At 71.5% G+C, this 22,728-nt stretch carries 17 protein-coding genes; 3 read left to right on the top strand and 14 right to left on the bottom strand.

What is annotated here, in order from left to right; translation table 11 throughout:
- Window positions 1–5: 5 nt before the first annotated feature.
- The 4 genes from BEK98_RS11950 to BEK98_RS11965 form a co-directional block, all read right to left on the bottom strand.
- Window positions 6–695 (bottom strand): response regulator transcription factor, encoded by a 690-nt coding sequence (locus BEK98_RS11950; RefSeq protein ID WP_094216428.1) that lies wholly within the window; start codon window positions 693–695, stop codon window positions 6–8.
- Window positions 692–1,843, bottom strand: coding sequence for a sensor histidine kinase (locus BEK98_RS11955; RefSeq protein WP_094216429.1), 1,152 nt, complete (start codon window positions 1,841–1,843; stop codon window positions 692–694). The genes BEK98_RS11950 and BEK98_RS11955 overlap by 4 nt, the downstream gene beginning before the upstream one ends.
- Window positions 1,840–2,361, bottom strand: coding sequence for a DUF1453 family protein (locus BEK98_RS11960; protein ID WP_094216430.1), 522 nt, complete (start codon window positions 2,359–2,361; stop codon window positions 1,840–1,842). The genes BEK98_RS11955 and BEK98_RS11960 overlap by 4 nt, the downstream gene beginning before the upstream one ends.
- Window positions 2,362–2,665: 304 nt before the next feature.
- Entirely contained in the window at window positions 2,666–4,789 is a 2,124-nt protein-coding gene (locus tag BEK98_RS11965) for a DNA gyrase/topoisomerase IV subunit B (RefSeq protein WP_094216431.1), read from the bottom strand.
- Between the two features lie 440 nt (window positions 4,790–5,229).
- On the opposite strand from BEK98_RS11965, the gene BEK98_RS11970 reads away from it, so the two are divergent.
- A complete protein-coding gene (locus tag BEK98_RS11970) occupies window positions 5,230–5,460 on the top strand; it encodes a DUF7455 domain-containing protein (protein WP_094216432.1) in 231 nt (76 codons plus the stop codon).
- 98 nt (window positions 5,461–5,558) lie between these two features.
- Here BEK98_RS11970 and BEK98_RS11975 read toward each other — a convergent pair whose 3' ends face one another.
- The 7 genes from BEK98_RS11975 to BEK98_RS12005 all read right to left on the bottom strand — a co-directional run bounded on the left by BEK98_RS11975 (window position 5,559) and on the right by BEK98_RS12005 (window position 17,080).
- The gene (locus tag BEK98_RS11975) at window positions 5,559–6,419 is read right to left on the bottom strand and encodes a serine protease (protein WP_094216433.1); all 861 of its coding nucleotides are present in this window, start codon (window positions 6,417–6,419) and stop codon (window positions 5,559–5,561) included.
- 122 nt (window positions 6,420–6,541) lie between these two features.
- Window positions 6,542–8,086, bottom strand: coding sequence for an RNA polymerase sigma factor (locus tag BEK98_RS11980; protein WP_094216529.1), 1,545 nt, complete (start codon window positions 8,084–8,086; stop codon window positions 6,542–6,544).
- Window positions 8,087–8,521: 435 nt separating this feature from the next.
- Window positions 8,522–9,409 carry a FadR/GntR family transcriptional regulator gene (locus BEK98_RS11985; RefSeq protein WP_094216434.1) on the bottom strand — a complete coding sequence of 296 codons (888 nt, stop codon included), beginning with the start codon at window positions 9,407–9,409 and terminating at the stop codon, window positions 8,522–8,524.
- 162 nt (window positions 9,410–9,571) lie between these two features.
- Complete coding sequence (locus tag BEK98_RS11990; protein WP_425276605.1) at window positions 9,572–12,043, bottom strand: ATP-binding cassette domain-containing protein; 2,472 nt, start codon at window positions 12,041–12,043, stop codon at window positions 9,572–9,574.
- A gap of 129 nt (window positions 12,044–12,172) precedes the next feature.
- Window positions 12,173–12,931 (bottom strand): NUDIX hydrolase, encoded by a 759-nt coding sequence (locus tag BEK98_RS11995; RefSeq protein ID WP_094216435.1) that lies wholly within the window; start codon window positions 12,929–12,931, stop codon window positions 12,173–12,175.
- A gap of 130 nt (window positions 12,932–13,061) precedes the next feature.
- Complete coding sequence (locus BEK98_RS12000; RefSeq protein WP_244201839.1) at window positions 13,062–15,278, bottom strand: glycogen debranching N-terminal domain-containing protein; 2,217 nt, start codon at window positions 15,276–15,278, stop codon at window positions 13,062–13,064.
- Between the two features lie 248 nt (window positions 15,279–15,526).
- Entirely contained in the window at window positions 15,527–17,080 is a 1,554-nt protein-coding gene (locus BEK98_RS12005) for a DUF4192 domain-containing protein (RefSeq protein WP_094216436.1), read from the bottom strand.
- Window positions 17,081–17,256: 176 nt separating this feature from the next.
- On the opposite strand from BEK98_RS12005, the gene BEK98_RS12010 reads away from it, so the two are divergent.
- Both BEK98_RS12010 and BEK98_RS12015 read left to right on the top strand, forming a co-directional pair.
- Window positions 17,257–19,422 (top strand): RecQ family ATP-dependent DNA helicase, encoded by a 2,166-nt coding sequence (locus BEK98_RS12010; protein WP_094216437.1) that lies wholly within the window; start codon window positions 17,257–17,259, stop codon window positions 19,420–19,422.
- A 284-nt stretch (window positions 19,423–19,706) separates the two neighbouring features.
- Window positions 19,707–20,327 carry a hypothetical protein gene (locus tag BEK98_RS12015; RefSeq protein ID WP_094216438.1) on the top strand — a complete coding sequence of 207 codons (621 nt, stop codon included), beginning with the start codon at window positions 19,707–19,709 and terminating at the stop codon, window positions 20,325–20,327.
- Window positions 20,328–20,571: 244 nt separating this feature from the next.
- Here the strand turns inward: BEK98_RS12015 and BEK98_RS12020 are convergent, their stop codons facing one another.
- The 3 genes from BEK98_RS12020 to BEK98_RS12030 form a co-directional block, all read right to left on the bottom strand.
- Complete coding sequence (locus BEK98_RS12020; protein ID WP_094216439.1) at window positions 20,572–21,204, bottom strand: hypothetical protein; 633 nt, start codon at window positions 21,202–21,204, stop codon at window positions 20,572–20,574.
- Between the two features lie 68 nt (window positions 21,205–21,272).
- On the bottom strand, window positions 21,273–21,974 hold the full coding sequence (locus tag BEK98_RS12025) for a ribonuclease HII (protein ID WP_094216440.1): 702 nt from the start codon (window positions 21,972–21,974) through the stop codon (window positions 21,273–21,275).
- An 82-nt stretch (window positions 21,975–22,056) separates the two neighbouring features.
- A complete protein-coding gene (locus BEK98_RS12030) occupies window positions 22,057–22,680 on the bottom strand; it encodes a TetR/AcrR family transcriptional regulator (protein WP_094216441.1) in 624 nt (207 codons plus the stop codon).
- Window positions 22,681–22,728 lie beyond the last annotated feature (48 nt).

Raw genomic sequence — 22,728 nt, forward strand, 5'->3', positions numbered from 1 at the left:
GTGATTCACTCCGCGCGTGGCCGGACCAGCCCCTTCCCGTACGCGTAACGCACCGCCTGCGCCCGGTCCCTGAGACCTGTCTTGGCGAAGAGGTTGTTGATGTGCGTCTTCACGGTCGCGGTGGAGACATGCAGCTTGCGGGCGATCTCCTGGTTACTCAGTCCCTCGGCGATCAGCACCAGGACCTCGGTCTCCCGCGCGGTCAGCCCGTCGGGCGCCTCGGCCGAGGCCGGCTTGGGCTCGGGCCGGGGCTCCGACAGCCGTTCCAGCAGCCGACGCTGGACGCTCGGCGACAGTCCCGCGTCCCCCGACAGGACGCTCTCCACGGCGCGCACGATCTCGTCGCCCCCCGCGTCCTTGGTGAGATAGCCCCGGGCTCCCGCGTGCAACGCGGGGAACAGCGACTCGTCGTCCGCGTACGTGGTGAGCACCACGACCTGGGTCCCCGGGTACTGGGCCCGGATCCGCCGCGTGGCCTCCACGCCGTCGCAGCGGGGCATCCGCAGGTCCATCAGGACCACGTCAGGGGCGAGTTCCCCGACCAGTCGCACCGCCTCTTCGCCGTCCCCCGCGGAACCGACGACCTCCACACCGGGCAGCAGCCCGAGCAGCATCACGATGCCTTCCCTGACCACGGTCTGGTCGTCCGCGACGACCACCCGCGCCGGCTTCTTCTCCCCCTCCGTCTCCGTCATACCGGCACCTTCAACGTCACCACGAACCCCTCCTCGTCCGGCCCCGCGTCGAGCGAGCCGCCCAGCAGTTCGGCGCGCTCCCGCATCCCCAGCAGACCGTACCCGCCGCCGGACCCGGTGAGTTCGCCCGGCCGGCCGCCCGAGTCCCGTACACCCAGCGTCACTTCGTGCGGGCCGTAGTCGAGCCGCAGGTGCACCTGGGCGCCGTGGGCGTGCTTGCGGACGTTCGTCAACGCCTCCTGCGCCACCCGGCGCACGGCCTGGGACGCCTCGGCCGGCAGGGGTCTGCGCTCACCCGTGACAGTGACCTCGGCGCCGTCGGCCCCGCTGACGAGTTCGGTCAGGAAGTCCTCCAGCGGGGTCAGCTCGCCGCGCAGCGCGGACAGTGCCTGCCGGGTCTCGGCGAGGCCGTCGCGGGCCATGCCCCGGGCAGCCACCACGCGCTCCAGGATCTTCTCCCGGTCGGCACCGCGCTCGATCAGCAGCCGCGCCGCCTCGAGGTGCACCAACTGCGCGGAGAGGCTGTGGGCCAGCACGTCGTGGATCTCCCGGGCGATCCTCGCCCGCTCGGCCAGCGCCGCCGACTCCGCCTCGGCGGCCCTCGCGGCCCGCTCCTGGGCGAGCAGCCGCTGCGCGCTGCCCCGGGCCTCCGCGTCCAGCCGCAGGACGTAGCCGGCGAGGGCCATGCCCGCCACCGTGGCGGCCGTGGTCAGCCACACGTCGTTGTTGAACGCGGAGTACGAGGCCAGCGCCACCGACGTCACGGGCAGGGCGGCCCCGAGAGGCATCCGCTCCAGAGCGGCGATACCGCAGCCGCACCAGATCAGCAGGGCCGGTCCTCTGAACCCGGTGGCCTGGGCGGCGACCGCGATGCCCAGGATCAGTCCGATGAGCACCATGGAGGGCACCAGCCGGTGCTGGTACGTGGTGCGGAAGAAGGCCCAGGAGAGGAGAGCGGTGAGCACGACGCCCGCCGCGGCCGCGAGCGCGCCCCAGATGCCGACGTGCTTCTGACTGAACGCACTCCACAGGAGCAGGGCGATCACGAGCACCCTGACGGCCCAGGCCAGCATGCGCCGGGGCCGGCTGATTCCCGCCCGGCCGAGCGCCTCTCGCGACGGCCAGCGCGTCCAGGCGTTGTCCTTCACACGCGTTCCTTCCACGCCGACCGCATGTCGTCACCGTACGCGGGCGCCGGGTCGCTCGCGGAGCCGAGGGACTGAGCCCGCCAGGCCAGGATCCCGGCACGGACGAGCAGGGTGCCGGCGAGGCCGAGCATCAGTGCCGAGCTGTCCTGGTGCACGCCGAACGCGGCGCCGAGGGCGAAGACGCCGACCCGGAGGGCTATGCCGACGAGCCACACGATGGCGCTGGCCTTGGTGCTCTTGGTCCACACGACACCGTCCGACGCGGTCCAGACCCGGGTGGTCCAGGCCCAGCCGGCGCCCGTGGCCAGGCCGATGAACACCTCCACGGCGAGCAGCACGGCGGACTCGGTCCGGTGATGGGCGTCGAGTATGCCGGGATGGCGCAGCGCGACGACCGCGAGGATCACGGGCAGCAGCCACCAGCGCCGGTCGGTGTCGATCGCACGGGCGCGGAACTGTCGCACGATCACGATGGCGACCACAGCCACGGTCACCGATGCGTTGACGAGCCCGGACATCGCAGCCTCCGTAAGCGAGAAGGTGGTGCCGGAAGCGAGCGCTGCCGACGCCTTCGAAGTTACGGAAATGCGCAGGTCAGGAGATCGGAGCAGGGGTGGATCGCGGGTGGAATCCGGCGACCGGCCCGCCTCCACCCCCGGGTGGAGAGACCTGCGACGAGCCGGTGATCTCGAGGGACGCGGTGATCTCGAGGTCGGTATGGCCGGCCGAGTCCAATGAGCCACTCCGCGGAGCGGCCCCGCACACCGGCCGACCGGCCCGCTCCCCGTGAGCAGCCCGGTCGGCCGAATCCCGACTCAGCGGTTACGCGTCGATCCGCGACCGGTCCAGTGTCGCCGCCGAGCTGGAGATGAATTCCTTGCGGGGCGCCACGTCATTGCCCATGAGCAGGTCGAAGACCTGTTCGGCGGCCTCCAGGTCGGAGAGGTTGATCCGGCGCAGGGTGCGGTGACGCGGGTCCATCGTGGTCTCGGCCAGCTGGTCGGCGTCCATCTCGCCCAGACCCTTGTAGCGCTGGATGGAGTCCTTGTACCGGATGCCCTTGCTCTGGAACTCCATGAGCTTGTCGCGCAGCTCACGGTCCGAGTACGTGTAGACGTACTTGTCCTGGCCCTTCTTCGGCTGGATCAGCTCGATGCGGTGCAGCGGCGGCACCGCGGCGAAGACCCGGCCCGCCTCGACCATCGGCCGCATGTAGCGCTGGAACAGCGTCAGCAGCAGGCACCGGATGTGAGAGCCGTCCACATCGGCGTCGGTCATCATGATGATCTTGCCGTAGCGGGCCGCGTCGATGTCGAAGGTACGGCCCGAGCCGGCTCCTATGACCTGGATGATCGCGCCGCACTCGGCGTTCTTGAGCATGTCGGTCACCGACGACCGCTGCACGTTGAGGATCTTGCCCCGGATCGGCAGCAGCGCCTGGAACTCGGAGTTCCGGGCCAGCTTCGCCGTGCCGAGCGCGGAGTCGCCCTCGACGATGAACAGCTCGCTGCGGTCGACGTCGTCGCTGCGGCAGTCGGCGAGCTTGGCCGGCAGGGACGAGGACTCCAGAGCGGTCTTCCGCCGCTGGGCGTCCTTGTGCTGGCGCGCAGCGACGCGCGTACGGGCGGCGGCCACCGCCTTCTCCAGGACGACCCGGGCCTGAGCGGCGGCGTCACGCTTGGTGGCGGTCAGGAACGCCTTCAGCTCATTGGTGACCACGTTGTTCACGATGCGCCGGGCCGCCGACGTGCCGAGGACCTCCTTGGTCTGCCCCTCGAACTGCGGCTCGGCCAGGCGCACGGTGACGACGGCGGTGAGGCCCTCGAGAGCGTCGTCCTTGACGATGTTGTCCTCGGCCACACGCAGCATCTTCTTGGCGCGCAGGACGTCGTTCAGCGTCTGGGTGATGGCCTGCTCGAAGCCGGTCACGTGGGTGCCGCCCTTGGGGGTGGCGATGATGTTGACGAAGGACCTCAGGGTGGTGTCGTAGCCCGTGCCCCAACGCAACGCCACATCCACGCCCAGCTCGCGCTTGACCTCGGTGGGGGTCATCTGGCCGTGCTCGTCCAGGACCGGGACGGTCTCCTTGAAGGTGCCCTGGCCCGAGAAGCGGAGGATGTCGCACACCGGCTTGTCGTTGGCCAGGTACTCGCAGAACTCGCTGATGCCACCGTCGAAGCGGAAGGACTCCTCGCCCTTGCTGCCGCCCTCGCCGAGTCCGAACTCGTCGCGGACGACGATGGTCAGGCCCGGTACCAGGAAGGCGGTCTGCCGGGCGCGCTGGTGCAGCGTCTCCAGGGAGAGCTTGGCGTCCTTCAGGAAGATCTGCCGGTCGGCCCAGTACCGCACGCGCGTGCCGGTACGGGTCCTGGGGATCTTCTTGGCCTTGGCCAGACCGCTCTTGGACTCGAACTTCGCGTCCGGACCGTCTCCCCCGAAGGCCCCCGGCACACCACGGCGGAAGCTGATGGCGTGGGTGTGGCCGCTGCGGTCCACCTCGACGTCGAGTCGGGCGGAGAGCGCGTTGACCACGGAGGCGCCGACGCCGTGCAGGCCACCGGAGGCGGCATAGGAGCCGCCGCCGAACTTGCCGCCGGCGTGGAGCTTGGTCATGACGACCTCGACGCCGGACAGGCCGGTCTTGGGCTCCACGTCCACGGGGATGCCACGGCCGTTGTCCCGCACCTCCACGGAGCCGTCGTCGTGGAGGATCACGTCGATGTGATCGCAGTAGCCACCGAGGGCCTCGTCCACGGAGTTGTCGATGATCTCCCACAGGCAGTGCATCAGACCGCGGCTGTCGGTCGAGCCGATGTACATGCCCGGGCGCTTGCGCACGGCCTCGAGTCCCTCAAGGACGAGCAGGTGCCGCGCGGTGTAGTTGGAACCGTCCCGGTCTGCTCCTGCCAGCAGCGCTGTGGACGGCACGGACGTATCGGCGGTCACGCGGTTCGCTCCTCGCTGAATTTCAGGTGACCCCCTTCTGGGTAAGGGGGTGGCTTCGGTTGCCGCTCAGAGGGTACCGAGGCCTGGTAGAGCCGTTGTAACGCCACCCTCGTCGGGAACTCAGCCTAGTCCAGGCTCGCATGCATGTTCGATCCCTCGATGGAGTGAAGTACATATCACGTTCCCTTGGAGGCATGAACCATTTAGGCTCCGGGCACGTCCTCATGAACAACCGGCAACCCGGCCGGCAGGACGTGAACCCAAGACAGCGCGAAACCGTAAAGCACATAAGACACGCACTACGGCACATTCGCCGCCAACCGGCAGCAGACAGCCGCCCCGGAAGATTTTTTCGAGGAAAAGCCACGAGCGGGAACGTTTTCGGGCTGGTTGGATGTTGACCCTGGTACGACAGCTCGTCGAGCTAGAGAAGAGGCGACGTGACTACTGTTCTGACCCCCGCGAGCCCGCTGACGGCCGCCGATCGCTGCGACCGCTGCGGCGCCCAGGCATACCTGCGCGTTGTGCTGCTCAGCGGCGGAGAACTGCTCTTCTGTGCCCACCACGGGCGCAAGTTCGAGCCGGAACTCAAGAAGATCGCCGCTGAGATACAGGACGAGACGGAGCGGCTGACGACCGCTCCTGGCACCGCTTCCGAAGAAGAGCGCTGAATCTCGCACCACGACGAGCCAGCCCTGGCACAGGCCAGCGCACGGGCGGCCGCTCCCACCAGGAGCGGCCGCCCGTGCTCGTGGGCCCGTGCAGTCCCTCAGGACCCCTTGTGGGGCCGCTGCGGACCAGCGGCGGCCGGTTTCAGCGTGCGCAGGACGTCGGACACGCGCGTGTAGACACCGGGGCTGCCGGGGCGCCCACAGCCGCTCCCCCAGGACACGAGCCCGATCAGCCGCCCTGAGGCCACCAGAGGACCGCCGCTGTCGCCCTGACAGGCGTCCGGCCCGCCCGCGACCTCTCCGGCACAGAGCATGGAGTCGGCCCGGTAGACGCCGTCCAGGCCGCCCGGATAGGCGCGAGCGCAGAGATCGTCCGCGAGCACGCGCACGCGTGCGGCGTGCAGCCGGTGCGCATAGGTGCCGCCGCCCGTCGTGTCGCCCCATCCGGAGACCATGGCCTGCGTCCCCGCCGTGTACGCCGGGTCGCCGGCCGGCGCCATGGCCACGACGGCGCTCTGCGGCAGCGGCGCGGCGAGCGTGAGCACGGCGAAGTCGCCGGAGTTGGTCACGGCGTCGTAGTGCGGATTCACCCGGGCGTCCTTCAGGGCGATCTCCTCGCCCTCACCCGACAGCAGGTCCGTACGGCCCGCGATGACCTTGAGGTCGCGCATCTGGTTCGCAGGCGCCCCCAGGACCTCCTCGGCCACGCAGTGGGCCGCGGTGAGCACGGTGGTCCGGCTGACCGCCACCCCGCCGCAGAACTGCCCGGCGCGCGTACCCCCGAACCGGTCACGGCTGGACAGCGCCACGGTCCACGGGGCCTGGGAAATCTCTATCGGAAAACCCCCTACGACCACGCTGTCGGCGGCCACCGGGGCCGCTCCCATCAGGGGTATGGCGGTCATGGTGGCCGCCAGGGCCAGGGGCCGGATCAGTGCCCGGGCAATGGAACGGCGCATGCCTGCTCCTCACTCTGGGGTGGTACTGGGACACCCAGAGTCATGCACGGCACGGCTGCGCGCAGCACGAAGGCCCGGCTCCCACGAGGGGAGCCGGGCCTTCGTCGTCGTACGACCGGGACCTAGTCGAGGTAGTCGCGCAGCACCTGCGAACGCGACGGGTGGCGCAGCTTCGACATGGTCTTGGACTCGATCTGACGGATGCGCTCACGCGTCACGCCGTACACCTTGCCGATCTCGTCGAGGGTCTTCGGCTGACCGTCGGTGAGACCGAAACGCATGGAGACGACGCCGGCCTCGCGCTCGGACAGGGTGTCCAGAACGGAGTGCAGCTGCTCCTGCAGAAGCGTGAAGCTGACGGCGTCGGCGGGGACGACGGCCTCGGAGTCCTCGATGAGGTCACCGAACTCGCTGTCACCGTCCTCACCCAGCGGGGTGTGGAGCGAGATGGGCTCGCGGCCGTACTTCTGGACCTCGATGACCTTCTCCGGGGTCATGTCGAGTTCCTTGGCCAGCTCCTCCGGGGTGGGCTCGCGGCCCAGGTCCTGGAGCATCTGGCGCTGCACACGCGCGAGCTTGTTGATGACCTCGACCATGTGCACCGGGATGCGGATGGTGCGGGCCTGGTCGGCCATGGCGCGGGTGATCGCCTGACGGATCCACCAGGTGGCGTACGTGGAGAACTTGTAGCCCTTGGTGTAGTCGAACTTCTCCACCGCGCGGATCAGACCGAGGTTGCCCTCCTGGATGAGGTCCAGGAAGAGCATGCCGCGGCCGGTGTACCGCTTGGCCAGGGAGACCACCAGACGGAGGTTGGCCTCCAGGAGGTGGTTCTTGGCGCGGCGGCCGTCCTCGGCGATGATCTCCAGCTCGCGCTTCAGCTTCGGGGCGAGCTTGTCGGCGTTCGCCAGCTTGTCCTCGGCGAACAGACCCGCCTCGATGCGCTTGGCCAGCTCGACCTCCTGCTCGGCGTTGAGCAGGGGGACCTTGCCGATCTGCTTGAGGTAGTCCTTGACCGGGTCGGCGGTGGCACCGGCCGCGGCGACCTGCTGGGCGGGAGCGTCGTCCTCGTCCTCGTCGGAGAGTACGAAGCCGGCGCTCTCGGTGCCCTCGGGCTCGTCGGCGACCTTGGTGTCCTCGAGGACCTCGTCCTCGGACAGCTCGACGTCGTCCGACTTGGCCGCGGTCTTCTTGGCGGCCGTCTTCTTGGCGACGGTCTTCTTCGCGACCGTCTTCTTGGCGGTCGTCTTCTTGGCTGCTGCTGCCTTCTTGGCGGGTGCGACTTCCTCGGCGGGATCGTCGACTGCCGGGGCGGCGGGCACGGCCGGAGCGGCCGTGGTGGCGGTGGCCTTCCTGGTGGTCACCGTCTTCGCCGCGACCGTCTTGGTGGCGGTGCGCTTCGCCGGGCTCTTCGCTGCGACGCTCTTTCGGGTGCGCTTGGGCTCTGCTGCACTGACCATCAGCGTCACACCCTCTTCCTCAAGGATCTGGTTGAGGCTGCGCAGTACGTTCTTCCACTGAGTGGCCGGAATCTGGTCAGCTTCGAAGGCCCGACGCACATCGTCGCCGGCGATCTGCCCCTCAGCCTTTCCCCGCTCAATGAGCGCCATGACAGAGATGGACTCGGCGATCTCCGGCGGGAGCGTACGGGATGTGCTGGCCGACACGAACAACCTCTCGGAACGTTGGAAAACGGCTTCCGGCCCCGTCCACAGTGGACAGGAGCCGACCACCGGCCTGGGGATGGGCCGACGGAGCGGGCGGGGGCCGGGAAGATGCACAGCGCCTGTGATGGCGTCCGTATTCCCTCCGCGGCTGTCACCTCTTAGGTCATCGCGCTGCTCCCACAAGCGTTACGCCCAATCTGCGTGGCCCGAGTCACACCCCGTAAGCGGTCAAAAACGGTCAGATATGGACAGAGGGGATCGCTGATGTGTCGACCGGAACCACTTTGCCGACATGGGCGGCCCGCCGCGCCGCCGGGCCCCGCCGGACCTCCAAGGATCCGGCGGGGTCCGGCGACGGCCGGTTCCCAGGCCCGGCGCCGCCACGAGAACCACGAGAACGCGGCACACTGGCGACCGCACCGCCTTCGGTACGGGTCAGTGCTCGCGCGGGGCGGGAACCACGCGCTCCACCTCAGGGTGGACGGTGAGCAGTTGACGCATGGCCGCCTCCGCCGCCGCGCCGTCGCCGGTGCCGAGCGCGTCGACGATCCGCGCGTGCAGCGCGAGGGATGCCTCGTTCGGCCGGTCACAGCCCGTGACCGGTCCGCCGGAGACCTGGAGGGCGGCCGAGACGATCCCTGAGAGGTGCTCCAGCATGCGGTTGCCCGCGATCTGGATGAGCAGCCCGTGGAACTCCGTGTCGGCGCGCGAGAACGTCAGCGCGTCGCCCTGCGCCATGGCGTGGCTCATGATCTCGACCATGTCCGACAGGCGCTGCTGCACCTCCTCGCGCCCGTGCCCGGCGGCGAGGCGGGCGGCGAGCGGCTCGATCGTCCAGCGCAGCTCGCTCAGCTCGCGGCGCTGGTCGTCGCGCTGCGGCCCGAAGGCCCGCCACTCGATGATGTCCGGGTCGAGGAGGTTCCAGTCGCTGACGGGACGCACGCGTGTGCCGACGTTCGGGCGGGCGCTGACGAGGCCCTTGGCCTCCAGGACGCGGAGGGACTCGCGGACGACGGTACGGGAGACCTCGAAGCGCTGGCCGATCTCCTCGGGCACCAGCGGGCGGTCCGCCCCCAGGTCCCCGGAGACGATCATCTGACCCAGCTGCTGGACGAGTTGGCCGTGCAGTCCGCGTCCGCGGCTGCCCGTGGCGCGTCGGCCGACGCGGCCCAGCTCGGGGTCGGCTCCGTCCCAGGCGGGCGCTCCGACACGGTCGGCCACCGGGGCCTCGGTGTAGGGGTAGCGGTCGAGATCGCCCGGGCCGGTCAGACCAGAGTCTGCGGAGCGGGCGGCGGTCATCATGGTGTGCGCAAGGGTACTCACGGATCCTTTGTCGGCGCCGCCTCCAACTCCCTTGAGGTCTTTGGTGAAAAGCACACGAAAGGGTGATCGCTCACCCCGTCGCAATTGACGCCTTATCGGAAAGAAACGTGCTTTCTCCGGGGAGTTGTGGGCACAGCAGGACCGCAAGCGTACGGACGGTGGTCATCGGGCCCTGGCGCGCAGCGTCGTGACCAGATACGCGCAGAGCAGTGCGGCCAGCGACAACGTCAGTGCACCACCCACGGGTTGGGCGAGAAGCCGGGCCATCGCGAGCAGATACCGCTCCCCTCCGAAGGGCCAGTCCAGCAGGAAGACCTCCCGCATCCGCACCGGGAAGCCGGCCGCCATCCGCACGGCTCGACCCTGCAGCGCCTTGTGCACGGCGGGGACGACGAGGACGGGTACGGCGAGGACCGCGGCGAGGCCCGCCGTGGTGGACCGGAAGACGCCGGCCGCCAGAACACCGGCCCATGCGCAGCCGATGACCAGTCCGAGCCAACTCGCACTCAGCGAGAGCCAGTCCGAGGGAACTTGCGTCAGCTCCCGTCCGTAGGCGAGATAGAGCACTTCGGCGTTGCAGCCCACGGTGAGGAAGGCCAGCATCAGGGCGGTGGCTCCGGAGACGAGGAGTTTCGCGGTGAGCAGCCCCAGCCGGCGGGGCACGGTCCCACGGTCCGCCGCCAGTGCGGGGTGACGGAACTCGTCTCCGAAGGCCAGCGCACCGAGCAGTCCCGCCGCGAGCGCCGTGGGCGGCAGCGGCAGTTCCCGCGGCCACGCCGCGAACAGTCGCGCCTGCGGGGTGTGGCCGAGCCGCGCCAGGAGTACGGCGGTGAGCGCGGACACCACCAGCACGGCCCCGCAGGTGAGGAATCCGGTGCCGATTCCGGTGGCGCGCCGGAGTTCGTAACGCAGGGGGCGTAGGGGGCTGCGGGCGGGTCGGACGGAGATGGGGGGCGGGAGGGAGGACAAAGCGTCGCGAGCGGGGACGGAGTCGGCATGCGAGCGTGCCGGGTGCCCGCCATGCCCGGCCTGCCCGGCCCGGGGCTGGGGACTGCCGGAATGCCGGTCGTCTGAATGCCGGGCGTCCGGGCTCCGGACTTCTGGATTCCGAGCGTCTGGATTCCGAGCGCCGGGGACAGTCGCGCCGACCGCCAGCGTGCCGAGCGCGGCGGTGCTCTCGGTGTCGGCTTCTGCCCCCGGGTCCGTGGATGCCTCCGAGGAGTCGACCTCGAGTGCGGCCGCGAGGGGGCGGGTCTCGGCGGCGATCGCAGGCGCGCCGGCAGGAGCGGCCGCCTCGGCACCGCCGCCCACCCCGTCCGCAGCGGCGGAGGCCGCACCCGGGGACGTGGGGTCGGCTCCAGGAGCAGCGCCAAGGGACGTACGGCCGGTTCCGGAGACGGTGTCGGCTTGCGCCAGCCCCTCGGCCGGGGTGCCGTGGGCGATCCTCGTGCGGCCCGGCAAGGAGCTGCGGGCGTGAACTCCCCCGAGCGACGACCACTCGTCGCCGACGCCCTCCTCCGACTCCGGCTCCGGCTCCGACGTCGAGACGCTGGACACCACCCGCTCCTGCTCCAGTGACGCGAGACCGGACGCCGCCCGCGCAGGCGGAGCAGCCCGCTCCTCCGACGACGAGCCGGACGCGGCTTCTGCCCCGCCCTCCGGCAAGCGTTCCGCCACGTCCTGTTCCGGCCCGGCCGCCACCTCCTCACCGGCAGCTCTCACCACGCCCCCGGCTCCCGATTCCGCACTCGGCCCCATGTCCCCGACCTCGTCGGCGAGTTGGTGGACGAGAATGCCGTGCCGGAACGCGGTCTCGCCGATGTCGGCGGTCGTACTGCCGTACACGGAGAGGTGGTTGCCGCCCTCCCGCACGACCTCGACGGACCGCTGGTCGGTACGGGCCTCCTTGGTGAGCGCGGCCGCGAGACGGGCGGCGTGGGGACTGCGGACGGCCACGCGCGGACGCAGCCGGGTGCGGGCGAACGCTCTTGCCTCCTGGTCGGCGACGATCCTGCCGCCGTCGAGAGTGACGACCCGGTCGGCCTCGCGTGCGGCCTCCTTGGAGTCGGCAGTCGTGAACAGCACCGTGCCGCCCTGGGTCGCGTGCGCGCGCAGCATGCCGTACAGCCAGCGCGCCTCGCGGGCGGAGAGGCCGTCGGCGGGGTCGTCCAGCACGAGCGTGTGCGGGTCGGGCAGGAGGGCGCAGGCCAGTCCGAGTCTGCGGTCCATGCCGCGCGACAGGGTGCCGAGGCGTTCCTCGCGGAGGCTGACGAGACCCACGACCTCGAGGACTTCGTCGGCGCGCCGGACGGGAACTCCCGCCGCCGCGCACAGCATGCGCAGATGCCCGCGGACCGAGCGGGCCGGATGACCGGGTACGTCGCCGAGGAGCACGCCGACTTCCCGCGACGGGTGGGCGATCTGATGCAGGGGCCGACCCCTGAAGTAGGTGATGCCGCGGCCCTGTTGGAGTTCGAGCATCAGTCTGAGCGCCGCCGTCTTGCCCGCGCCCTCCGCCCCGAGGAGCACGGTGACACGGCCGGCGTGCGCCTCGAAGGAGACGTCGTCGACGGCGGGCGGGTGACCCTTGCGGGGGTTGCTGGTCAGTCCGAAAGCCTGGATCACCTGCAGCAAGATAGCGCGGGATGTCTGGTTTTTCGGGTATCGCCTGATCTGTTCCTAGGTGGCGCGCAAGTCGAAGGGGATTTTTGTCCCCCATTCGATGGATTGGATGGATTCGGTGGATTCGGTGGATTCGGTGGATCAGACCTCGGGACGGAGCATCGGAGGGTTGAGCAAGGTGGCGCCACCGGCCCGGAAGAGCTGAGCCGGCCGCCCGCCCTGGCGGGTCGTCGTACCGCCCGTCGGAACCAGGAATCCCGGCGTTCCGGTGACCTTGCGGTGGAAGTTGCGCGGATCGAGGGCCACGCCCCACACGGCCTCGTAGACCCGGCGCAGCTCGCCGACGGTGAACTCGGGCGTACAGAACGCGGTGGCCAGCGACGAGTACTCGATCTTGGAGCGGGCCCGCTCGACCCCGTCGGCGAGGATCTGGGCGTGGTCGAAGGCGAGCGGTGCCACGGGTTCGCCGTCGCGGCCGTATCCGCCCTGCTGGAGCAGCTCCTCGACCGGTGCCCAGCGCGCGTTGCTCGCGTCACCGCCGGCCCGGGGCGCGGGCAGGTCCGGGGCGAGGGCGAGGTGCGCGACGCTGACGACCCGCATCCGGGGGTCCCGCTTCGGGTCGCCGTAGGTGGCGAGCTGTTCCAGGTGGGCGCCGTTGTCCTGAGCCGGGGCCGAGGGATCGTGGGCGCGCAGCCCGGTCTCCTCGGCCAGCTCACGCGCTGCCGCCTGGGACAGGTCCTCGTCGGCCCGTACGAAGCCGCCGGGCAGCGCCCAGCGCCCCTGGAACGGCGGCTCGCCCCTGCGTACCGCCAACGCGCACAGGGCATGGCGGCGCACGGTCAGCACGACCAGGTCCACGGTGACGGCGAAGGGCGGAAAGGCTGACGGGTCGTAGGGCATGCGGCGATCATAGTCGTCTGCCTGACGATAAACACTCCCTTCGTCGACCGCACAGGTGGCGGATCCGCTTCGTTCCGGTATGGGGTGCAGGGTGGGCTCCCAGGCGTCGATCCTGTGGCGTCGTACGAGGTCACACTCCAAGTTGCAGGCCGTTCGCCGCCTCCTCGACCATGGCGAGTCCCAGTCGGCTGACCCGCACGGCGAAGGGAGCGCCCGCGACGCGCAACCCCGTCAGCCCGATCTCGCCGAGCGGAGCGCTCCGCACCGGGCGCAGAGTGACGGTGCGGGCCGGGGCGTCGGGGCGGATGCCCGCGAGCGTGGTGAGGACCAGGACCGCGGAGGCCGCGGCGGTGGCCGCCGGGCGGCACGCCGCCGGGTGCGGGAGGGGAGCTCTCCCGGCAGAGCGCTGCTCCCCCGCGAACATCTCCGGCAGCCGGTGGCCGAAGTGCTCCGCTGCCGCCAGCAGCCCCCTCAGCAGGCCGCTCGCCTCCTTGTCGTAACCGGCGGCGGCCAGTCCGGCGACGGCGAGCGCGGTCTCGTGGACCCGCACGGCTCCGGTCCGGTGGCCGAACGGATTGTGTCCGGCCTCCTTGGTGCCGAGGCCGCGCAGCCCCCAGCCCGCGTCCATCGCCGGGCCGCCGAGCAGCCGGGCGAGCTGTTCGGTCTGCACCTTGTCGAGCAGGCCGGGGGCGAGCCGGCCGGCGCCGAGCAGGCCGGTGTCGAGAAGGTGCACGGCGGCGGAGCCGAGGTGCGGAAGGGGCCGGCCGTCCGGCGCCAGGGCCGCAGCCGGGCGTCCGCCGCCGCGGTCCTCGACCCAGAAGCCCGTGCGGAACGCGTTGCGCGCGGCCTGGGCCCACTGTCTTAACTCCGAGCCCCCTGGCCTGCCGTACGCGTCGAGGAGATCGGCCCCGAGCAGAGCGGCGCGGTGGGCGTGGGCCTGCGTCTCGCAGCGGACCGGGCCTCCCGGCTGCGGGTCGGGGAGGTGGGTTCCGTCGCCGACAGTGGTCCGCAGCCAGGTCAGGCAGCGCTCGGCGGCGGGCAGCAGTTCCTGTGTCTCCTGCTCGGGGAGCCCCCAGCGGCGGGCCTCGGCGAGCAGGACGGGGAAGAGAAGCGTGGCCTCGGTGCCTGTGCACGCCGGCGGGAGGAGCGCGCCGGCGTCGCGTAGCGGACCGGGGATCAGGCCGGCCTGTGGGCCCGGGCCCGGCTGCTGTGAGCGGGCAAGGGTGCGCAGCGTGCCCGCGGCGAGCCGGGTGCCGAGGGGCAGCGCCATCCGGGCCGCGGCAAGCGCCTCGGCCGGTGCCATGCCGCAGCGCCATGGTGCGCCCGCCGCCAGATAGGTGTCGGAGGGGTGCGCGGGGTCGCGCAGCAGCAGGGCCTGGAGGTCGTCGACGGCGGCCCGCAGCAGGGCGGCCAGCCGCGGGTCGTCGCCTGCGGCCTGGGCAGGCGCGAAGGGGCTCGTCGCGGCCTGGCCCACGGCGCGCAGCGGTCCGGCCCCGTCCGGGCGAACCCGTAGCTCCACGCCTGCCGTTCCGCCCGGAGGCAGTTCCAGTTCCCAGCGCAGCAGTCCGGCGGAGGCCAGTGCGTCGGCGGGCGGAGGGTGCGCGGTGACGCTGGCGCCGCCGGCCGAGGACCAGCGCAGGCCCGAGTCGTGGACGCTGGCCGGAAGTTCGGGGCCTGCCCTGCCGGAGGCGACGGCGCCGAGGTCCGCCAGGTCCGTGCCGAGGGAGACCTCGAGCGGGAGGCGGAGGGGGCGTGGGCCGGCGTTGTGGAGCGTGATGCGTTCGGTTCCGTCGGCGTTGCGGGTCCGCTCGACGACGACGTCGGGATCCGGACCCGCCCCCGGGGAGACACGCAGGGTCCCGACGAAGCGAGCCTGGTCGGCCCCGGTCATCCTGGCCTGCACCGCGAGCGGTTCGCGCCCGGCGATGCGGATCTGGCACCGCGAGAGCAGGCGCCGGCCGCCCCGGTAGAACCCCTCCAGCCCCCGGCCGGTCAGTTGTCCCTGCTCGCCGGAGATGGCGAGGCCCGGCAGGGCGACGCAGATCAGGGCGGTGTGTGTGGGCGGCAGGTCGGGAGCCGGCCGGGGTGTCGGGTGCGGCGTACGCGGGGAAGCACCGGGAGCCGATGCGGTGGTGGGGCGGCGCGGCCGGCTCGTGAGTTGCGCCGAGACCTGGGGCCGGCCGTCGACGGCCGGCGAGATCGGAGACGTACCCGGGGGCGATGGTGGCTTGGGGTCCCGGATGACCGGTGCGGTGTTCCCGGCGCCGGACCGTGGGAAGAGGCTGCGCCGGGCCCCGGGCGGGCGGTTGTCGTCGGCGGCTGAGGGCCGAGTCGGCTGCTGATGCATGCGGTGGCTTCTTCTCCGCTCGGTGCGCCTCGGACGTTCTGGGCGCGGGGTGGGGCACCCGTAGGGACAAGGGTCGTACGGCGGCACGGCCCGACCAGGCGTTCCGCCACTCAGGTGAACGGGGAGGGACTCTTCCTGGTCACGCCTCACATCGGGCAAGCCGGCCCGACGACGGCGTGGTGGGAGGGATCCCGCGGAGGCACCTGTGCGGAAGAAGGGGCTCATCCTGCGTCGCTTCGTCCCGGCGCTCATCCGTCCCCTTCGGTCTCCCGTGGACCGGCCGCCGCCGCGATGTCGCGGCTGGCCTCACCGGCACGGGCGCGCATGCCGTCCGGCTTGGCGCTGCCCGGACGTGAAGGTCCGCCGGCCGGCGATTGAGGGTGGGAGCCGCCCGACCGCCGCCGTGCGTCCTCTGCTCGCGACGACCGAGACCTGCCGTCGCCGCCTTCCGCGGCCCTCGTTCGGCGACGGCGCCGAGGACCACCGGTCCGCGAGGCACGGTCACCATCGCGACCGTCTGCCGGAGCGGCTGCTCCAGGGTCTGCGACGACCGCGTCCGAAGGCGTACCCGGGGCTGCTTCCTCTGCCTGATCCGTCTGCTCCGCGCGCTCGGTCCGGGCGCGCCCCGCGCGTTCCGCACGCAGGCAGCGGCGGACCGACTCGGGGTCGAGTCCTTCGTTGCAGGCCTGGTGCAGCAGGCGGGCGAAGAGGTAGTCGGGGTCCGCGCCCAGTGCCATCGCGAGGGCCTCCCGGGCCTCCAGCTCGTCTCCGGTCGACCAGGCGACCCAGCCCGCCAGGGTCAGCGGGGCGGCAGCGTGCTCGCCGTACGGTCCGACGCAGCGGCGGGCCAGTGCGCGCCAGAGCCGCAGAGCCGGACCGGCCTCGTCGCCCTCCATCCACGCGGCCGCCTGGTCGCGGGTCGTGCGGTCCTGGAGCCCGAGGATCAGTGTCGCCGCCTCGTCGTGGTTGAGCAGTTCGTCGTCGCGGAGGTCCGCCGGGTGCGTGCCGGACACCGGCGCCGCCGCGGCGAACCTGTGAATGATCCGCTCGGCCAGGTCGAGGGTCTCCTCCGCCACACTCTGCCGGGCCGCGTCGTCCAGGATGCGGGGCACCAGGGACATGCCGGCCGCGTCCAGGGCGATCTCCTGCTCCAGGGCGGCACTGGTCTCCCAGGGCAGCAGCCTGACCCGCAACTCGCGGAGCGTGCCCCGGACCTGGATCCCCGCGTAGGTGGCCGCGGCGGCCAGCACCGAGGTGCCGGGCAGGCCCATCGGCGTTCCGTCGTCGGGGCAGCATCCCTCGACCGCGCAGCTGTACGACCAGAACCGGCCGTCCGAGATGCACAGTGCCTCGACCACCGGCGCGTCGAGGTCACCGCACTCGGTGCGCAGCAGTTCGACGAGCGGCTTGAGGCGGAGCATCACGTCCCGGCCCGTCTCGCCCCGGCCCGGTTCCCGGCAGACGTAGGCGACCATCTGCTCGGGCCGCTTACCGCGTCGCTCGCTGCTGGTCACCAGGCCCCGGACCAGCTGCTGTACGGCCTCCTTCCAGTCGTCCGCGCCTGCGGGGATGCCCAGCCGGGCCCGGCCGCCGAACCTGCCGCGGCCTCCCCGGTCGTGCAGGGCGACCAGCACGATGCTGTCCTCGGGTCGGTACCCGAGCAGGTAGGGCAGGGCGTCGGCCAACTCGGCCGGCGTGCGCAGGGTGACCTGGGTGTCGTGCGCGGACGGCTCGTCCAGCGGCTCTCGTCCCGCGATGTCGCCGTTTTCGAAGGGTCCGGTCGTTTCGCTGTGATTCGTCATGCGCAGACGATCTCGCGGATCCCGAGATTCCGCTTGAGCCTGTGGATAACTCGAATCAGGGACACGACAAGGCCGGCCCCGGCCGTCGCCGCCCCGTCCACAGCCGGACCGTCGCGGTCGTCCGTTCGCGACCGGCGCCCGCCCGATTGTCAGTCCCGTCCTGTTGTATGGGACGCATGGAGCACACGAGCAACGCGGACCTCCGGGCACAGGCCGACACCGTCCTCGCCCGGCTCGTCGGGGACGCCACGGGCACGGCCCGGCTGCGCGAGGACCAGTGGCGGGCGATCGAGGCGCTGGTCGCCGACCGGCGCCGGGCCCTGGTCGTACAGCGCACGGGGTGGGGCAAGTCCGCGGTGTACTTCGTGGCGACCTCGCTGCTGCGGGCCAGAGGCGGCGGACCCACGGTGATCGTCTCCCCGCTGCTCGCGCTCATGCGCAACCAGGTGGATGCCGCGGCCCGCGCCGGCATCCACGCCCGGACCATCAACTCCTCCAACACCGAGGAGTGGGAGGCCGTCCAGGCCGAGATCGAGGCCGGCGAGGTCGACGTGCTGCTCGTCAGCCCGGAGCGCCTGAACAACCCCGACTTCCGCGACCAGGTCCTGCCCAAGCTCTCCGCGGCGACCGGTCTGCTCGTCGTGGACGAGGCCCACTGCATCTCCGACTGGGGCCACGACTTCCGCCCGGACTACCGCCGACTGCGCACCATGCTCGGCGACCTCCCGCCCGGTGTCCCGGTGCTGGCCACCACCGCCACGGCCAACGCGCGCGTGACCGCCGACGTCGCCGAGCAGCTCGGCACCGGCGGCGCCTCGGACGCCCTGGTGCTGCGCGGGCCGCTGGACCGGGAGAGCCTGAGTCTCGGTGTGCTGCGGTTGCCCGACGCCGCGCACCGGATGGCCTGGCTCGCCGATCACCTCGACGACCTGCCGGGGTCCGGCATCGTCTACACCCTCACCGTGGCCGCCGCCGAGGAGGTCACCGCCTTCCTGCGGCAGCGCGGGCACGCCGTCGCCTCGTACACGGGCAGGACGGAGAACGCCGACCGGCAGCAGGCCGAGGAGGATCTGCTCGCCAACCGGGTCAAGGCGCTGGTCGCCACCTCCGCGCTCGGCATGGGCTTCGACAAACCGGACCTCGGATTCGTCGTGCACCTCGGCTCGCCGTCCTCCCCCATCGCCTACTACCAGCAGGTCGGCCGCGCGGGCCGTGGCGTGGAGCACGCCGAGGTGCTGCTGCTGCCGGGTCGCGAGGACGAGGCGATCTGGGAGTACTTCACTTCGCTCGCCTTCCCCTCCGAGGATCTGGTGCGCCGCACTCTGGACGTCCTCGCCCGGGCGGACCGGCCCCTGTCGCTGCCGGCGCTGGAACCCCTGGTGGAACTGCGTCGTTCCCGGCTGGAGACGATGTTGAAGGTCCTCGACGTGGACGGAGCGGTCAACCGCGTCAAAGGCGGCTGGACCGCGACCGGGCACCCATGGTCGTACGACGCCGACCGTTACGACTGGGTGGCACGGCAACGCAAGGCAGAGCAGCAGGCGATGCGCGAATACGCGTCCACCACGGACTGCCGGATGGAGTTCCTCCAGCGCCAGCTGGACGACGAGGGCGCCAAGCCCTGCGGTCGCTGCGACAACTGCGCGGGGCCGCGCTACACCGTCGACACGTCCACGGTGGCCCTGGACGCCGCGCGCGTCGACCTGGGCCGTGCCGGGGTCGAGGTAGAGCCCCGCCGCATGTGGCCGACCGGCCTCCCGGCGATCGGCATCGACCTCAAGGGACGTATTCCGGTCGGTGAACAGGCCTCGTCCGGGCGGGCTCTGGGTCGGTTGTCGGACATCGGCTGGGGCAACCGGCTGCGGCCCCTGTTCGCTCCCCAGGCGTCGGACGCGCCCGTGCCGGACGACGTGGCGCGAGCCGTGGTGGAGGTGCTGGCCGACTGGGCGAAGGGCCCCGGCGGCTGGGCCTCCGGTGCGGCCGGCGACCAGCCCCGGCCCGTGGGTGTGGTCACCGTCGCCTCACGCACCCGGCCGACGCTGATCCACTCCCTGGGCGCCCGCATCGCCGAGATCGGCAGGCTGCCCCTGCTCGGCTCCGTGGAGTACGCCGGTGACGCGTCACGGGTGCCGCGCAGCAACAGTGCCCAGCGTCTGAAGGCCCTCGACGGCTCGCTGACGGTGCCATCCGCCCTCGCCTCCGCGCTCGCGCAGGGCCGCGGTCCGGTCCTGCTGGTGGACGACTTCACGGAGACCGGCTGGACCCTTGCGGTCGCGGCACGTCTGCTCAGAAGGGCCGGGGCCGACGGGGTGTTGCCCCTGGTGCTGGCCGTCCAGGGCTGACCACCGTGGCCCGTGGTGCGTCGGCGCCCGGCCCGACGCACGCACGTGCCGTGATCGAACGCCACAGGGGTCATCAGGGGCTCTCGTGGGTAGGGATATAAGCCACGCACCACCAGATAACAGCCGGTGGCCCCAATTGCTCGTTGCCGCATCCAAGTTCGACAGGAAGAATTGAAGTCCGCTCCCCGCACGGTCGTCCGTGATCCGGTTGGGCTCTGCTGCGGCGCGCGGTCCCCCGAATCCGACCTCGCCCGCAGTGTGGGCGCGTAGCCGAAGGGAGGAACGTGACCTTCGGATTCGCCTCGTCCTCGGCGGCCTCGTTGTCGACGTCCGCGTCCGCCGCCTCCGCCAGTCGCCTGCTCGAGCCCGCGGAGTGGGCAGCCGCCGGAATCCCCCTGCTGCGCAACCCCCGTGAGGTCGTCAGCGGGCTGCACGCCCGCCATCGCCCCAAGCCGTCCATGGCGATCGTGGCCGTGCTGGATCCCGAGGAACGGCTGTGCGCCAGCGCCTCGTTCCTGCGTCGTCCGGCACCGGCCGACGGCTGGATGTTCCGCAACGCACTGCTCGCACAGCTGCGCCGGGTCATTCCGCACGACCTGCGCCGCCGAACCCCGGTGCGCACCGCCGTGCTGCTCTACTGCCGCGAGGGCGACGCACGTTGGACCGAGGAGGACGGCGCCTGGATGTGGGGGCTGCGCGACGCCTGCACCCTGCACGGGCTGCGCTGCGGGGCGTACATCACGCTGACCGGTGACGGCTGGCAGGTGCTCGGCGAGGGGCGCGGCGGACGCCGGCCGAACACCCACTCGCAGCCGGAGCCCTTCGCCATGTCGGAAGCCCCGCCCCTGCCACCTCGCACCGGCGGCCCGGTCTCCGAGGTCCTGCGCCGCGCGGCTGCTCGCTGAAGGCCCGGCTCAGGGTTCGGCCGCGTACGAGTCACACGGCACCGAGGCTCGTACGCGGTGCGGCACGATCCGCACGGCACCCGGACGCACCGCCTGCACACGGACGCCCGGACGTCCCGACAGGCGGCCGTCCTCCGAGGAGGAACGGCCACTGCCAGTCATCCGGGCATGCCGAAAGCCGCACCGTGCGGATGCCTTCGGAGCCGCCTTCGTCGCCTCGGCACCCGGCGGTGCCGGACGGGACTCAGACGCCCGCGCCCAGCACCGAGTTGATCTGCTGCGGGTCCCCGCAGACGATCAGCAGTGCACCGGCCCGGGAGTGGGCCAGCGGGAGGGCGGTGGCGGCAGCGGCGGCGGAACCGCCGTTGACGGCCACGACGACCACGGGGCGGGACGCGGCACGGGAGGCGATGGCGGCGTCCGTGTAGAAGACGTCGTCACCGGAGTCATGCTGCGCCCAGTAGGAGGCTTCGCCGAAGGACAGCTCGTGCTCGGCCCACGGGTGCTGGGCACCCGTGGTGATCACCAGCACGTCTCCGGGGGCACGGCCCGAGTCCAGGAGCAGGTCCACCGCCTCGTCGGCTGCGTCGAGCGCACCCTCGGCCGAGGCCGGGATCAGCTGGATCTGCGGGGTCGCCGCCGGGGCGGCGGGAGTGGCCGGGCCCGACGGGCCTGGCTTGGCCGGAGCCACGTCACGCTGGGTCCGCTGCACCGGCGGCGTAGGCCGCAGAGGGCCGGGACGACCGGGGCGCGACGGAGCCGCGGGGCGGGGGCCGGGTACGGGGCGGGGGGTCGGCGCGGTACGGCCGCTGGACGGCGTGGCGCGGGGACCCTGGGCACTCTCGTGAATCTGAGGCTCCTCGGGAATGAGAGGCATGAGCTGATATTTATCAAACGTTGGTGCGGCGCGGGTGACCGGGTGGCACATCAGTGCGAGCGGAATCGTCAGAAATCGAAGCCGAGCTGACCCTCGATTTCCGGAGCGCTTCCGTCCGCCCAGCTGCGGACCTTCTTGAGGTGCCGCCACTGGGGCAGCGCATCAAGATACGCCCACGACAAGCGGTGGTACGGGGTGGGTCCCCGCACCTCCAGTGCGGCCTTGTGCACGGGCGACGGATACCCGGCGTTGTCCGCAAACCCGAAGTCTGCATGGTCGATACCCAGTTCGGCCATCATTTTGTCGCGCTGAACCTTGGCGATCACCGACGCCGCCGCAACGGCCACGCACGACCGATCGCCCTTGATCACCGTGCGCACCTTCCACGGGGCACCGAGGTAGTCGTGCTTCCCGTCGAGGATCACGGCGTCGGGGCGGACCGGCAGCGCGTCCAGGGCACGGACGGCGGCGAGCCGCAGTGCGGCGGTCATCCCCAGGTCGTCGATCTCCTCAGGAGAAGAGTGCCCCAGGGCATAGGCCGTCACCCACGACTGCAGTATCCCGGCCAGTTCCGTACGCCGCTTGACGGTCAGGAGCTTGGAGTCGGTCAGACCCTCAGGCGGCCGACGGAGTCCGGTGATCGCCGCGCAGACGGTGACGGGCCCTGCCCAGGCACCCCGCCCCACCTCGTCGACACCGGCAATGACCTTCGCTCCGGTCGTGGCGCGCAGGGAGCGCTCGACGGTATGAGTGGGTGGTTCGTACGGCATGGCGCCCTTAGCGTACGCCGCCGGGATCCTCGCGCGACACCCCAGGTCCCCCCGGTCGCGCCGAGGTCGCCGGCCGTCGGGATCAGGCGCCGTGCGGCCGCAGCAGCGGAAGCATCAGCTGGTCGATCATCCCTTCCAGATCCTGATCGTTCCATTCACTGCCGCACATCTTTGATCGGTACATCATCATCGCCGGAATGGCGTCGAAGACGTAACCGTTGGCCGCGTCGGACCGCACCTCCCCCCGCCCTATTCCACGGGTGATGACCTCGCGCAGCAGTTTGAGGGTCGGCTCGACCACTCCGTCGAAGATCACGCCATGGAAGCGCTCGGCCTGCGCCGGATCGCACTCGTGAATCACTGCGCGCAACGCGAAACCGGGGCGCGAGAACATGGCGTCCCGCGCCCGCCGACACAGGGCCAACAGGTCTTCGCGCACACTGCCGAGGTCGGGCACCTCCTCGAAGCGGGGCAGTCCGGCCTCGAGCGCATCGGCGACCAGGTCTTCCTTGGAGGGCCAGCGACGGTAGACCGCGGCCTTGCCGGTCTGGGCGCCGGCCGCGACACCCTCCATCGTCAGGCCGTTCCAGCCGACCGTGCTGAGCTGCTCCAGAGCGGCGTCCAGGATCGCGCGCTCGAGCACGGCACCGCGCCGACGAGGGGAAGCCGTCTGAGCAGGGGCGGCCGTCCAGCGCGAGGTAACCATCTGAGTTTCTCCAGCGTGCAAGGGGAAGCGGGGGTTCCGGGGCGGGGC

Source organism: Streptomyces diastatochromogenes, assembly GCF_002242805.1.
In the GTDB taxonomy this organism is placed as follows: domain Bacteria; phylum Actinomycetota; class Actinomycetes; order Streptomycetales; family Streptomycetaceae; genus Streptomyces; species Streptomyces diastatochromogenes.

Coding starts and splice junctions, on each gene's coding strand:
- BEK98_RS11950 (WP_094216428.1), bottom strand. CDS start 695: ATGACGGAGACGGAGGGGGAGAAGAAGCCGGCGCGGGTGGTCGTCGCG.
- BEK98_RS11960 (WP_094216430.1), bottom strand. CDS start 2,361: ATGTCCGGGCTCGTCAACGCATCGGTGACCGTGGCTGTGGTCGCCATC.
- BEK98_RS11975 (WP_094216433.1), bottom strand. CDS start 6,419: ATGCGCCGTTCCATTGCCCGGGCACTGATCCGGCCCCTGGCCCTGGCG.
- BEK98_RS11995 (WP_094216435.1), bottom strand. CDS start 12,931: ATGCCCTACGACCCGTCAGCCTTTCCGCCCTTCGCCGTCACCGTGGAC.
- BEK98_RS12000 (WP_244201839.1), bottom strand. CDS start 15,278: ATGCATCAGCAGCCGACTCGGCCCTCAGCCGCCGACGACAACCGCCCG.
- BEK98_RS12005 (WP_094216436.1), bottom strand. CDS start 17,080: ATGACGAATCACAGCGAAACGACCGGACCCTTCGAAAACGGCGACATC.
- BEK98_RS12010 (WP_094216437.1), top strand. CDS start 17,257: ATGGAGCACACGAGCAACGCGGACCTCCGGGCACAGGCCGACACCGTC.
- BEK98_RS12020 (WP_094216439.1), bottom strand. CDS start 21,204: ATGCCTCTCATTCCCGAGGAGCCTCAGATTCACGAGAGTGCCCAGGGT.
- BEK98_RS12025 (WP_094216440.1), bottom strand. CDS start 21,974: ATGCCGTACGAACCACCCACTCATACCGTCGAGCGCTCCCTGCGCGCC.
- BEK98_RS12030 (WP_094216441.1), bottom strand. CDS start 22,680: ATGGTTACCTCGCGCTGGACGGCCGCCCCTGCTCAGACGGCTTCCCCT.